Source organism: Pseudomonas sp. LBUM1661 (assembly GCF_059695925.1).
The window spans coordinates 5,408,734-5,421,529 of sequence record NZ_CP166794.1; the positions used below are offsets into that span (position 1 = coordinate 5,408,734).

General features: G+C 60.2%; 10 protein-coding genes. All 10 read right to left on the reverse strand.

Going from position 1 to position 12,796, the window contains the following annotated elements:
* Positions 1 to 68: 68 nt before the first annotated feature.
* The 10 genes from ACA057_RS24820 to edd all read right to left on the reverse strand — a co-directional run bounded on the left by ACA057_RS24820 (position 69) and on the right by edd (position 12,665).
* A complete protein-coding gene (locus ACA057_RS24820; RefSeq protein ID WP_497343156.1) occupies positions 69 to 1,415 on the reverse strand; it encodes a carbohydrate porin in 1,347 nt (448 codons plus the stop codon).
* A 143-nt stretch (positions 1,416 to 1,558) separates the two neighbouring features.
* The gene (locus ACA057_RS24825) at positions 1,559 to 2,719 is read right to left on the reverse strand and encodes an ABC transporter ATP-binding protein (RefSeq protein WP_497343158.1); all 1,161 of its coding nucleotides are present in this window, start codon (positions 2,717 to 2,719) and stop codon (positions 1,559 to 1,561) included.
* 2 nt (positions 2,720 to 2,721) lie between these two features.
* Positions 2,722 to 3,567: a carbohydrate ABC transporter permease gene (locus tag ACA057_RS24830; RefSeq protein WP_497343160.1), complete on the reverse strand. Its 846-nt coding sequence runs from the start codon at positions 3,565 to 3,567 to the stop codon at positions 2,722 to 2,724.
* Positions 3,560 to 4,468, reverse strand: a complete 909-nt coding sequence (locus ACA057_RS24835; RefSeq protein WP_017340433.1) for a carbohydrate ABC transporter permease — start codon at positions 4,466 to 4,468, stop codon at positions 3,560 to 3,562. The genes ACA057_RS24830 and ACA057_RS24835 overlap by 8 nt, the downstream gene beginning before the upstream one ends.
* Before the next feature lie 144 nt (positions 4,469 to 4,612).
* Complete coding sequence (locus ACA057_RS24840; protein ID WP_497343162.1) at positions 4,613 to 5,914, reverse strand: ABC transporter substrate-binding protein; 1,302 nt, start codon at positions 5,912 to 5,914, stop codon at positions 4,613 to 4,615.
* 117 nt (positions 5,915 to 6,031) lie between these two features.
* A complete protein-coding gene (locus ACA057_RS24845; protein ID WP_497343164.1) occupies positions 6,032 to 7,291 on the reverse strand; it encodes a D-mannose isomerase in 1,260 nt (419 codons plus the stop codon).
* Positions 7,292 to 7,516: 225 nt separating this feature from the next.
* Complete coding sequence (locus ACA057_RS24850) at positions 7,517 to 8,986, reverse strand: ATP-binding protein (protein WP_497343166.1); 1,470 nt, start codon at positions 8,984 to 8,986, stop codon at positions 7,517 to 7,519.
* Positions 8,976 to 9,707 carry a response regulator gene (locus ACA057_RS24855; protein ID WP_123409256.1) on the reverse strand — a complete coding sequence of 244 codons (732 nt, stop codon included), beginning with the start codon at positions 9,705 to 9,707 and terminating at the stop codon, positions 8,976 to 8,978. The genes ACA057_RS24850 and ACA057_RS24855 overlap by 11 nt, the downstream gene beginning before the upstream one ends.
* Before the next feature lie 175 nt (positions 9,708 to 9,882).
* Positions 9,883 to 10,842: a glucokinase gene (locus ACA057_RS24860; protein WP_497343169.1), complete on the reverse strand. Its 960-nt coding sequence runs from the start codon at positions 10,840 to 10,842 to the stop codon at positions 9,883 to 9,885.
* The gene (edd, locus tag ACA057_RS24865; protein WP_401364415.1) at positions 10,839 to 12,665 is read right to left on the reverse strand and encodes a phosphogluconate dehydratase; all 1,827 of its coding nucleotides are present in this window, start codon (positions 12,663 to 12,665) and stop codon (positions 10,839 to 10,841) included. Before edd ends, ACA057_RS24860 begins: the two co-directional genes overlap by 4 nt.
* Between the last annotated feature and the right edge of the window lie 131 nt (positions 12,666 to 12,796).

A 12,796-nucleotide genomic window follows, 5' to 3' on the forward strand; every position in this document is an offset into this window, starting at 1 on the left:
AAAAAAAAGCGGACAGCCTGGGCTGTCCGCAAAAATGCGCACATAGAGAGGAGCTTATCGCAACAGCGTTAGAACACCGACTGAATTTTCAGACCGGCGACCAGCGCGTTATCCACTTCATCAACACCGCCCGGGTGAGTGATGTATTGCAGGTTAGGACGCACGGTCAGCCAGTTGGTGACGTGGAAACCGTAGTTGACCTCGTAGTTGTACTCGGTGGAACGCAGTGGCGCGAACAGTGGATCTTCGTAGTTGGTGACGCCATTGGCGGCGTTGGTCAACTCGGCGTTTTTCTTCACGTCATCGTTGACATGGATACGGGCGAAACCGATCCCCATGTCATCTTTCGGACGTGCATCGAACGGACCTTTGTACACAAACATCAGCGACTGGTAGTTGTCGACGATGTTGGTGTCCTTGTCGTGGAACGTGGCGTTGGCGGCGATGTTCAGGCCGCGGGAAGCATCACCGTTGTGGCTGGTGAGTTGCTGTTGCGCCACGAACCAGTAGCCGTGCTTGCTGCTGTGGCTACGAAAGGCGTTGCCGCTGGTGGCGGCATCATCGCCGTTGTCGTCTTCACGAACGTCATCAGCCTTGGCCGTGCTTTTGTAGTAACCGACACGGTATTCGCCCGGCAGGTTGCCAGGGTTAGGCAACCAGACCAACTCGACCGGCAGGACGGTGCCCGCCGTACCACTGCCGCTGAGCTTGAAGCCGTTACCGTGCTCCAGTTGCGACGGGTTCTGGTTGTACGCGCCGATCTGCGCATAGAACTCGGGCGAGATGTTGTACTTCACGCGGATCGCGGCCTGGCTGACGGGCCAGTTGTACCAGATGTTGGTCGCCCAGTTACCCACTTGGGAGCCGCAGAAGGCCAGGTTCTGGAACTCGCAAGGGAAGGTGTTGAAGTCTTCGCCTTCGCCGAAGTAACCGGCCTTGACGTCCAGTTTATTATCGAAGAACTGGTGCTTGATCCACAGTTGGGTCAGTCGGACCATGTGGCCACGGCCATAGACTTCCTGCGAGGAACTCAAGGTGCCGGCACGCGGGTCGCCGACACGGTCATTGGAGATGTTTTCACCGTTACGGTTGGTGAACTGGACTTTGGCCTGGGTGTTATCCCAGCCGAATAATTTTTGCAGGTCCAGCGCCGCGCCCAGACCAAACTGGTCGCTGTAGCGCGCGGTCTTGTCGTTGTTGAAACCGCCATGAAGATTGCCGCCCACTTCACCGACGTAGTCCATCTTGATGTCGATGCCTTGCTCGATCAGCTTGGTCCGCTCACCACCCCAATCACCGGTCATCCATTCAGAATCGGCGCTGAACGCGTCAGCCGCGTGCACACTACCGGCCAGCATCATCGCCGCAACGGCTGACAACTGGCAGATAAGCTGAGCGTTGTTCTTCTTCTTCATCCCTACATCCTCGTTTTATTGTTATTAACTGTTTTTATCTAACGCGGTTACATCGGTTGCGGCGGGTGACAGGCCACCCGCCGGGTATCCTCACGGTGAGAGCGGGCCAGCTCCCACACAAACCCCATTCCCACATTTGTTCTTCAGCGGCCTTTGAATTGAGTGACGTTGGCGCTGTGAGCCTCGGTTTTCGGCAGACCGGCCACCCCCAGGCGCTCACCGGTCTTGGCATCGAACAGCAGCACTTTCGATGGATCGAATTGCAGGGTCAGGGTCTCGCCGACATTGGGTGCGACGTCCGGTGCCAGGCGGCAGCAGACCTTGGTCTCGTTGAGATTGACGAACACCAGCGTGTCGGGCCCCGTCGGTTCAGTGACCTGGACTTCGGCGCGAATGGTCGGCAAACCATTCGGCTCGCCGTTCGCCAACACGATCTGCTCCGGGCGCATGCCGAGGATCACTTCGCGGTCTTCAAGGCCGGCGTCCTGCATGCCCAACGGCAATTCGCAGCGCGCCTGACCGCTGTCGAGCAGCGCTAACAAACGACCGTCCTTGCGCTGCAAGCGCAGCGGAATGAAGTTCATCGGCGGCGAACCGATGAAGCTCGCCACGAACAGGTTGGCCGGGTTGTTATAGATGTCTTTCGGCGTACCGAATTGCTGAATGATCCCGTCCTTCATCACCGCCACTTTGTCGCCCAGGGTCATGGCTTCGATCTGGTCGTGCGTCACGTAGACCGTGGTGGTTTTCAGGCGCTGGTGCATCAGTTTCATTTCGGTGCGCATCTCGACGCGCAGCTTGGCGTCGAGGTTGGACAGCGGCTCGTCGAACAGATAAATCTTCGGCCGCCGCGCCAGGGCACGCCCCATGGCCACGCGCTGTTGCTGACCGCCAGAGAGCTGGCCGGGCTTGCGGTTGAGCAAGTGTTCGATCTGCAACAGCTTGGCCACCCGCGCCACTTCCGCTTCGATGTCGGCGGCGGGCATTTTGCGGATCTTCAAGCCGAAGGCGATGTTCTCGCGCACGCTCATGGTCGGGTACAGCGCGTAGGACTGAAACACCATGGCGATGTCGCGGTCTTTGGGGCTCATGCCGCTGACGTCCTGGTCACCGATCATGATCGCGCCGCCGGTGATGGTTTCCAGGCCGGCGATGCAATTCATCAGGGTCGACTTGCCGCAACCCGAAGGCCCGACCAGGATCAGGAACTCACCGTCCTTGATCGACAGTTCGATGTTCTTGAGGGTGTCCGGCAGGCCGGCACCATAGGTCTTGTTTACATTGCGAAGTTCGAGCGTAGCCATGATTACCCCTTGACTGCGCCGGCCGTCAGCCCGCGCACGAAATACTTGCCTGCGACCACATAGACCAGCAGGGTCGGCAGCCCGGCGATCATCGCCGCCGCCATATCAACGTTGTATTCCTTGGCCCCGGTACTGGTGTTGACCAAGTTGTTCAGCGCCACCGTGATCGGTTGCGAATCACCGCTGGAGAACACCACGCCGAACAGGAAGTCGTTCCAGATCTGGGTGAACTGCCAGATCAGGCAGACCATGATGATCGGGGTGGACATCGGCAGGATGATCAAGCGGAAGATGGTGAAGAAACCCGCGCCATCCAGTCGCGCCGCTTTCACCAGCGCATCGGGAACGCTGACGTAGTAGTTACGGAAAAACAGCGTGGTGAACGCCAGGCCGTAGACCACGTGCACGAACACCAGGCCCGTGGTGGTGCTGGCCAGGCCCATCTTGCCGAGGGTGAACGAGGCTGGCAGCAGGACGGTCTGGAACGGCAGGAAGCAACCGAACAGCAGCAGGCCGAAGAACAACTGCGAACCACGAAAGCGCCACATCGACAGCACATAGCCGTTCAATGCACCGATGGCGGTGGAGATCAGCACCGCCGGGACGGTGATCTTGATCGAGTTCCAGAAATACCCGTCGACCGTGCCCCAGGCCTTTACCCAACCAATGCCGCTGACCACGGTCGGCCAGCTCAGCAGGTTGCCGGTGTTGATGTCTTCCGGTGTCTTGAAGCTGGTCAACAGCATGATCACCAGCGGTATCAGGTAGAGAAATACCGCGAGGATCAGCACGCCGTAGATCGCGATGCGACTCAAGCTGATGGAAGGTTTGGCAGCGAAACTAGTCATGGCGCTTGGTCCTCAGCTCGGAGTACAGGTAAGGCACGATGATTGCGAGAATCGCACCGAGCATCAGAATCGCACTGGCCGAGCCCATGCCCATCTGGCCGCGACTGAACGTAAAGGAATACATGAACATCGCAGGCAGGTCGGAGGAGTAACCCGGGCCGCCAGCGGTCATCGCCGCCACCAGGTCGAAACTCTTGATCGCGATGTGGGCCAGGATCATGACCGCACTGAAGAACACCGGGCGCAGGCTCGGCAACACCACTTTCAGGTAAATGCGCGGCATGCTCGCGCCATCGATCTGGGCGGCACGAATGATCGATTGATCAACGCCGCGCAGGCCGGCGAGGAACATCGCCATGATAAAGCCCGAGGCTTGCCATACCGCCGCGATCACCAGGCAATACACGACGCGGTCCGGGTCGATCAGCCAGTCCAGGCGAAAGCCTTCCCAGCCCCAGTCACGCAACAATTTGTCCAGGCCCATGCCCGGGTTGAGCAGCCATTTCCAGGCGGTACCGGTGACGATCATCGAGAGCGCCATCGGGTACAGGTAAATGGTGCGAATGAAACCTTCGCGACGAATGCGCTGATCAAGAAACACTGCCAGCAGCACACCGATCACCAGGGTGATACCGATAAACATGCCGCCGAAAACCGCCAGGTTCTTGCTCGCGACCCACCAACGGTCGTTGTCGAACAGCCGCTGGTATTGCGCCAGGCCCGCCCATTTGTAAGTGGGCAGAAAGGTCGAGCTGGTGAACGACAGGACGAACGTCCACAGGATATAGCCATAAAAGCCCACCAGGACGATGAACATGCTCGGCGCCAGCACCAGTTTGGGCAGCCAGCGTTGCAATGCATCGAACGGTGAGGCCTTGCTGAACACAGCAACAGAACTCATGGGGAAATCCAGAATAGGGAATTAGGATTACAAGTGCGCTCCCTGTGGGAGCCAGCCTGCTGGCGATTGCGTTGTGTCAGTTCACACATCAGGTGTCTGACAGTCCGCCATCGCGAGCAGGCTCGCTCCTACAGGGGCCAAGCATTACTTGGCCGCCTTGATGGCCGTGCCGAGTTGCTTGGCGGCAGTGGCCGGATCGGCTTTCGGGTCGTTGATGAAGTTGGTCACCACATCAAAGAACGCGCCCTGTACCGCCAGCGTGGTCGCCATGTTGTGCGCCATGCTTGGCTGCAGGCCGCCGGACTTGGCGTCTGCCAGGAAGTCCTTGGCAGCGGTCTGCGCGCAGGCGTCGAAACCGTACTTGCCCATGTCGTTCAGCATGTCGATTCGAACCGGGATCGAACCTTTGTTGATGCTGAAGACTTTCTGGAAGTTCTCACCCAGCACGACTTTGGCAATGTCTTGCTGAGCGGCCGCAGTGCCCTTGTCTTTCTGCTTGAACACGGCCAGGGAATCGATGTTGTAGGTAAAGGCCTTGTCGGTGCCCGGGAAGGCTACGCACTCGTAGTCCTTGCCGGCGACTTTCTTGGCTGCCGTCCATTCGCTCTTGGCCCAGTCACCCATGATCTGCATGCCAGCCTTGCCGTTGATGACTTTGGCCGCTTCCAGGTTCCAGTCCTGGCCTTTGCCGTCGGCGTCCATGTAGGTCGCGACTTTCTTCAGCTCGGTCAGCGCCTTGACCATTTCAGGTCCGGTCAGTGCAGCGTTGTCGAGGTCGACCAGGGCTTTCTTGTAACCGTCGACGCCCATGACCGAAAGGACCACCGCTTCGAACACGGTGCTGTCCTGCCAAGGCTGGCCGCCGTGAGCAAGGGCGATGAAGCCTGCTTTTTTGAGCTTGTCGCCAGCGGCGTAGAATTCTTCGAGGGTGGTCGGGGCTTTTTCGATGCCGGCTTTCTTGAAGACTTCCGGGTTGATCCACAGCCAGTTGACGCGGTGAATGTTCACCGGCACGGCCACGTAGTCACCCTCGAACTTCACGGTATCGGAGACTTTCTTGTCGAGCAGGCTGTCCCACTTTTCGGACTTGGCAGCGTCTTTCAAGACGTCGGTGTCGAGCAAACCGGTAGACGCCCATTCCTGGATGTCCGGACCTTTGATCTGTGCTACGCCCGGCGGGTTACCGGCCACGGCGCGACTTTTGAGTACGGTCATGGCGGTAGCGCCGCCGCCACCGGCGACTGCGCCGTCCTTCCAGGTAAAGCCGTCTTTTTCGACTTGAGCCTTGAGGACATCGACCGCTGCCTTTTCACCACCAGAGGTCCACCAGTGAACGACTTCCACCGAACCTTTGGAATCGGCGGCAAGGGTGCTCAGCGGGAATGCAGAAAGAGGGAGCAGTGACGCGAGAGAAATGACAGTAGCGAGGCGAGAAATCGCATTCATCTAGAAGTACCTTTCTTGTTGTTATGCATGCAAGTCTGGTGCTTGCGCTGCACAGGATTTTAAACAGGAGTTGTCCCTTCGCAGGTAACGAAGGGACGTTCGAATGTCACCACATGGTTACACAGGAACGCTCTGGGACAATGCTGCCAGCGCACTGGCCATGCTCGGCGCCAGCGGCAAGCGCGGAATCAGGACGGCTTGCCAGGCGTGATAAAGATCGGGTTTACCGGCCCAGATATCGGCGCTCGGGCGGTTCTGCGGATTGAGTTCGTGGTGCCAGCTGCCATCGCATCGATCGATGAAATGGTTGTCACAGAATTCCCAGAACAGTCGGTACCAGGTTTCGTATTGCGCATCGCCGGTGCGTTTGAGCAGGGCACTGGCGGCGGCGCTGGCTTCGCAGTGAGTCCAGTGCAAGCGATGGCGAACCACGGCGCGATTGTCCCAGTCGAGGGTGTAGACAATTCCTGGCGCACCGTCGACGTTCCAGCCGTGACGGCAGTTGTGCTCGAAGAGTTTTTGCGCGTCGGTGGCGAGCCAGCCCGGCGTCAGCATCCCGGCCTGAACGCGCGCCGCTTCGAGGTGCAACAACAACCGCGCCCATTCGAAACCGTGACCCGGCGTGGTGCCGTAAGGACGGAAACCGTCGGCCGGGTTGTCGTGGTTGTATTCGCGCACAGGTTGCCAGTCACGGTTGAAATGCTCGACCACCAGGAAGTCGTTGGCAGCGGCGTGACCGTGAATGACCCGTTCGACAATGCGCTGGGCGCGACACAGCCAGCGGTTGTCGTCGGTGACATCGGCCAACGCGAGGAACGCCTCGGTGGCGTGCATGTTGCTGTTGGCGCCGCGATAGGCTTCTTCATCGCTCCAGTCGCGGTTGAAGGATTCGCGCATCGCGCCCTCCTCCTCGCTCCAGAAATGCGTGTCGATGATCTTGATCGCCTCATCGAGCAAGGCCTGGGCGCCGGGCCGTTGCGCGACGATGGCGGAACTCGCGGCCAGGGCGACGAAGGCATGCAGGTAAGCCGCTTTGCCGGTGTTGTCGTCGCGATGCTGTGCGACCGCGAACCAGCCGCCGTGCTCGGCATCACGCAATGGGCCGCTGAGGGCCTCAACGCCGTGATCGACCAGCTCGGCAAAACCCGGCAAGCCCTGAATGTGAGCCATGGCGAAGCTGTGGGTCATGCGCGCGGTGTTCATAGTTTCGGCTTGGGCGCTGGCCGGCAGGCGGCCCTGATCGTCGAGGTTGCCGAAGCCTTCGGGGAGCTTTGAAGCCTTGGCAAACGCCAGCAGGCGCTGGCCCTCGGCGGCGAGCCATTGCTGATGAGCAGGTGCGTTCAGCCAACTGCTGAAGGCCGGGTGAAAGGTGTCCATGGGGTGCCTTTTTTGTTGTTATGACTGGGGGCAGTCTAAACAACGGGCGGTGACGGGCTTGTAACGAAGGGGGCGAGTTATGTCACTGGCTTGTGACATTTGACCTGGAGGTTGTGTTGACTGATCCGGCGTCATCGCGAGCAGGCTCGCTCCCACAGGGGTTCTGCGTCGTACACAAATCCAATGTGGGAGTGAGCCTGCTCGCGATGAACGATAACGCGGTCTCTAATCGATACTACGAGGCAACTGCAACGTCACCCGCAACCCGCCTTCACGCAAATTCTGCAGGCTGACTTCACCTCCATGGCTATGGGCAATATTGCGCGCAATCCCCAGCCCCAACCCATAACCCTGCTGTTGCCCGGCCAAACGGAAGTGCGGTTCGAACACCTGCTCCATCCGCTGTTCCGGCACGCCCGGGCCTTCATCGTCCACATGCAGAATGAACGCGCTCTGATCGTCATCGATGTGCAGATGGGCTTTCTGCCCATACTTCAACGCGTTGTCGATCAAGTTGCCGATGCAACGCTTGAGCGCCAGCGGTTTACCCGGATACGCCGCCAACGCACGACCCTGCTGTGTGACGCGACCATTGCCGTTGGGCGCCAGATACGGCTCCACCAGGCAATCAAGCACATGGTTGAGGTCCACCGGCTCGATGTTTTCGTGGATGTCGGTGTCTTTCACGCATTGGAGCGCGCCTTTGACCAGCAGCTCCAATTCATCCAGATCGCGCCCGAACTTGGCTTGCAGCGTTTCGTCTTCGAGCAATTCCACCCGCAGCCGCAGCCGGGTAATCGGTGTGCGCAGGTCATGGGAAATCGCACTGAACAACTGGCTGCGTTCAGTCAGGTAACGGCTGATGCGTTCGCGCATCGCGTTGAAGGCACGCCCTACTTCGACCACTTCACTGCCACCGCCCTCGGCCACCGGTTCGACTTCGGCGCCCAACGACATGTCACGCGCCGCCCGTGCCAGGCGCTTGAGCGGGCGACTTTGCCAGTGCACCAGCAGGCCGATGAACAACAGCAAAAAGCCGCTGGTGAGCACGATGAACCAGACCTGCTGCGCGGGCAGGCCTTGCTCTTCAAGACTGGTGTAGGGCTCGGGCAACAAGGACGCGATGTACAGCCATTCGCCCGGTGCCATCTGGATTTGCGTGACCAGCACTGGCGGGTTCACCGGTTCCAACGTCAACGCGTAATGCGCCCAGGAACGCGGCAATTCATCGAGCTTCAGCCCGCTGTTGAAGATCCGCAGGTCTTCGGGGCTGACGAAGGTCACCGAGATATCGGTGTCATGGCCCAGGGATTCGCGCAGTACTTCGTCCACTGCTTTGAGCACCGCCGCTTTGCGCGGGGTGATCGGCAGCACTTCCATGCCCAAGGGTTTATCGTTCAACGTCACCACGAACCGAGTGCCGCCCATGCTGCGCAACTGGTCGAGCACCAGCGGCCGGAACGCCACCGGCAATGAGCGGAAATAACTGACGCTGGCGGTCATCGAATGGGCGAGGCTGCGGGCACTGGTGACCAGGCCTTCAAGCTGGGTGGCACGCAGTTGCGAGACCCAGATCACGCTCGACAACGTCTGGGCAAACAGCACCGCCAGCAAGGTCAGCAGCAACATCCGCCCGAGCAGCGAACGCGGCACCGGGATGCGCGCAGCGAGTTTGCGCAGAAACTCAGTGGCCATTGCTGGCAACCACATTGGCGGCCAGTTGGTAGCCGCTGCCACGCACGGTACGGATCAGCCGTGGCGGTTTTTCGGTGTCGCGCAGGCGTTGGCGCAGACGGCTGACCGCCATGTCGACGATGCGATCCAGCGGCATCAAGTCGCGGCCACGGGTGGCGTTGCCGATGGTGTCGCGGTCGAGAATTTCCTGAGGGTGGTCGAGGAACAGTTTCAGCAGCGCGAAATCGGCGCCGGACAGAATCACTTCTTCACCGTCGATGTGGAACAGCCGATGGCTGACCATGTCCAGGCGCCAGTCATCGAAGGCCAGCACTTCACTGCCGGAACGTTCCTGACCGAACTGCGCACGGCGCAACAAGGCCTTGATGCGCGCCTGCAATTCACGGGGGCTGAAGGGTTTGCCGAGGTAATCGTCGGCGCCCAACTCCAGGCCAATAACACGGTCGGCTTCGTCGGAGCTGGCGGTGAGCATGATGATCGGCACCTGCGCCTGACGCGGGTGCTGGCGAATCCAGCGACACAGACTGAACCCGTCTTCGTCCGGCAACATCACGTCGAGGATCACCAGGTCGCTCGGGGCATCGTTCATCGCCTGACGAAAGCCGGCGCCGTCGGGCGTGGTACGGACCTGGAAACCGGCGCGAGTCAGGTAGGTGTCCAGCAACTCGCGTATCTCTTGATCGTCATCGACCAACAAAATCGACTTGTTGACTGAGCTCACAGGAAGGCGTCCTTGTTATTTGAATTGGGCGGATTATGCCTTAAGCACTGAATCTACAAACACCACAAACCAATGTGGGAGCGGGCTTGCTCGCGAAAGCGGTTTTACATTCAACACATTCGTTGACTGACACAGCGCTTTCGCGAGCAAGCCCGCTCCCACATTTGATCGCATTTCAGGCCGGGATGGATTGCTCCAGCGCTACCCCTGCGCCCATCAATCCGGAATATGGCGCTGTCACCAGCCACACCGGAATCCCCTTGAAGTAATCGCTCATGCAGCCCTTGTCGGCGAAGCACCGGGCAAAACCGCTTTCGAGGAAGAAATCGGCAAACCGTGGAATCACCCCGCCCACAATGTACACGCCACCGCGCCCACCGGTGGTCAGCACGTTGTTGCCGGCCACGCGACCGAGCCAGCAGCAGAACTGCTCAAGCACTTCCAGGGCAATCGGGTCGCCCGCCAGCCCGGCAGCGGTGATCGCTTCCGGCGTGTCGAGAACCGGCTCATGCCCATCCACCGTGCAGATCGCCCGATAGACACGCGGCAAGCCGCTGCCACTCAACGCGGTTTCGGCGCTGACATGGCCAATCTCATTGAAGATGTGCTGCCACAGTTGCGTTTCCCGTGGACTGCTCAGCGGCAAATCGACGTGACCGCCCTCACCCGGCAATGCAGCGAAACGGCCCTCACCCAGATCGAGCAAGGTACCGACGCCAAGTCCAGTGCCCGGACCGATCACCACCGCCGGCCGCAACGGTTCCGGCGTGCCTTCGCACACCACGCGAAACTCGCCCGGTTGCAAACGGGTCATGCCCAGCGCCATCGCCGAGAAGTCGTTGACCAGCAGCAACTGATCCACCTGCAAGGTCCGGCAAAACCCCTTGCGGCTGAGGCGCCAGTGATTGTTGGTGAACTTGAATTCATCGCCCCCCACCGGGCCGGCCACCGACAGGCACACCGAACCGATGTCGCCGGGTTTCAGCCCCAAGCCGCTGAGGTAGACGCCAATGGCCTCCTCCGGGCTGGTGTGATCTGCCGTCGCCAGCACCTGGACCGATTCCAGCTGCTGGTTTTTCCACAACGCGAAACGTGCGTTGGTCCCACCGATGTCACCGACCAAAGCCAGTTTCAATTAAGCGTCTCCAGGGCAGAAGTAAAGGCGCTGGCGCCCTGCTCTGCGGAGCTGAAGGCCATGCGCATGAAACCAAACAGTTCGCGCCCGCTGCCGATGTTATTGGCCAACAAGCCCTTGGCCGGCGTGCGCGCTGCGAATTCTTCGGCGTCCACCTTAAGCTCCAAGGTGCCTTTGACGCCATCGACGCGGATGATATCGCCCTCTTGCACCCGCGCCAAAGCGCCGCCCACATACGCTTCGGGGCTGACGTGAATCGCCGCCGGGATTTTCCCCGACGCGCCGGACATACGCCCGTCCGTGACCAGCGCCACCTTGAAGCCGCGATCCTGCAGCACACCGAGGAACGGCGTCATCTTGTGCAGTTCCGGCATGCCATTGGAACGCGGGCCCTGGAAGCGCATCACCGCGACAAAATCCTTCTCCAGCAAACCGGCCTTGAACGCGTCGGCCAAATCCTGCTGATCCTGGAACACCATGGCCGGTGCTTCGACGATCTGGTTTTCCAACGCGACGGCCGACACTTTCATCACCCCGCGACCGAGGTTGCCTTCCATCACGCGCAAGCCACCCTCTGGCGAGAATGCCCGAGCGACTGGACGCAGAATGGTTTCGTCGAGGCTTTCGGTCGGGCCTTCGCGCCAGACCAGTTCGCCGTTGTCGAGGAACGGTTCCAGGGTGTAGCGGCTGAGGCCGTGGCCGAGCACCGTGTTGACGTTTTCGTGGAGCAGCCCGGCTTCGAGCAATTCGCGGATCAGGAACGACATGCCGCCCGCCGCCTGGAAGTGGTTGATGTCGGCCTTGCCGTTCGGGTAGACGTGGCTCAGGGTCGGCACCACCTCGGAGAGGTCGGCCATGTCCTGCCAGGTCAATTGGATGCCCGCCGCCATGGCGATGGCTGGCATGTGCAGGGTGTGGTTGGTCGAGCCGCCAGTGGCGTGCAGCGCCACGATGGAGTTGACCAGCGAGCGCTCGTCGACGATTTCGCCGATCGGCATGAAGTCGCCGCTCTGCTTGGTCAGGCGCGTCACCTGATGCGCCGCTTCGCGGGTCAAGGCATCGCGCAATGGCGTGTTCGGGTTGACGAAAGACGCGCCCGGCAAATGCAGGCCCATGACTTCCATCAACAACTGGTTGGTGTTGGCGGTGCCGTAAAAAGTGCAGGTACCGGGGCTGTGGTAGGACTTCATTTCCGATTCCAGCAGCTCTTCACGGCTGGCCTTGCCTTCGGCGTAACGTTGGCGCACGTCGGCTTTCTGCTTGTTGGAAATGCCCGAGACCATCGGCCCGCCCGGCACGAAGATGGTCGGCAGATGACCGAAACGCAACGCGCCCATCATCAGGCCCGGGACGATCTTGTCGCAGATGCCGAGCATCAACGCGCCATCGAACATGTTGTGGGACAACGCCACGGCGGTGGACAGCGCAATCACTTCACGGCTCGGCAGGCTCAGTTCCATGCCCGGCTCGCCCTGGGTCACGCCATCGCACATGGCCGGGGTGCCACCGGCGAACTGGCCGACGGAGCCGATTTCACGCAGGGCTTTTTTGATCTGTTCCGGGAAGACTTCGTACGGCTGATGCGCCGAGAGCATGTCGTTATATGACGAAACAATTGCAATGTTGGCGGAGTTCATCATCCGCAAACTGTTCTTGTCGTCGGTGCCGCAGCCGGCCACGCCATGGGCGAAGTTGGCGCATTGCAGCTTGCCGCGCATCGGCCCGTCGCTGGCTGCACCGCGAATCAGTGCAAGGTAAGCCTCACGCGTGGCGCGGCTGCGGGCGATAAGCCGTTCGGTGACCTCAAGGACGCGGGGATGCATGTGTAGAACTCCAGGCTAACGGATGTGGCGACCTGATTGTCTATGCTGATCAAGAGCCGGTGTCGATGGGATGACAGACGGTTTTCTTGATCGGTCGGACCAGTTGATTCAGGTCACTCGTTGTAGATTGA

What these genes read in the sequence shown, in the direction of transcription:
- ACA057_RS24835 (WP_017340433.1), bottom strand. Translation starts at nt 4,468, where the DNA reads ATGAGTTCTGTTGCTGTGTTCAGCAAGGCCTCACCGTTCGATGCATTG.
- ACA057_RS24825 (WP_497343158.1), bottom strand. Translation starts at nt 2,719, where the DNA reads ATGGCTACGCTCGAACTTCGCAATGTAAACAAGACCTATGGTGCCGGC.
- ACA057_RS24845 (WP_497343164.1), bottom strand. Translation starts at nt 7,291, where the DNA reads ATGGACACCTTTCACCCGGCCTTCAGCAGTTGGCTGAACGCACCTGCT.
- edd (WP_401364415.1), bottom strand. Translation starts at nt 12,665, where the DNA reads ATGCATCCCCGCGTCCTTGAGGTCACCGAACGGCTTATCGCCCGCAGC.
- ACA057_RS24850 (WP_497343166.1), bottom strand. Translation starts at nt 8,986, where the DNA reads ATGGCCACTGAGTTTCTGCGCAAACTCGCTGCGCGCATCCCGGTGCCG.
- ACA057_RS24820 (WP_497343156.1), bottom strand. Translation starts at nt 1,415, where the DNA reads ATGAAGAAGAAGAACAACGCTCAGCTTATCTGCCAGTTGTCAGCCGTT.
- ACA057_RS24840 (WP_497343162.1), bottom strand. Translation starts at nt 5,914, where the DNA reads ATGAATGCGATTTCTCGCCTCGCTACTGTCATTTCTCTCGCGTCACTG.
- ACA057_RS24830 (WP_497343160.1), bottom strand. Translation starts at nt 3,567, where the DNA reads ATGACTAGTTTCGCTGCCAAACCTTCCATCAGCTTGAGTCGCATCGCG.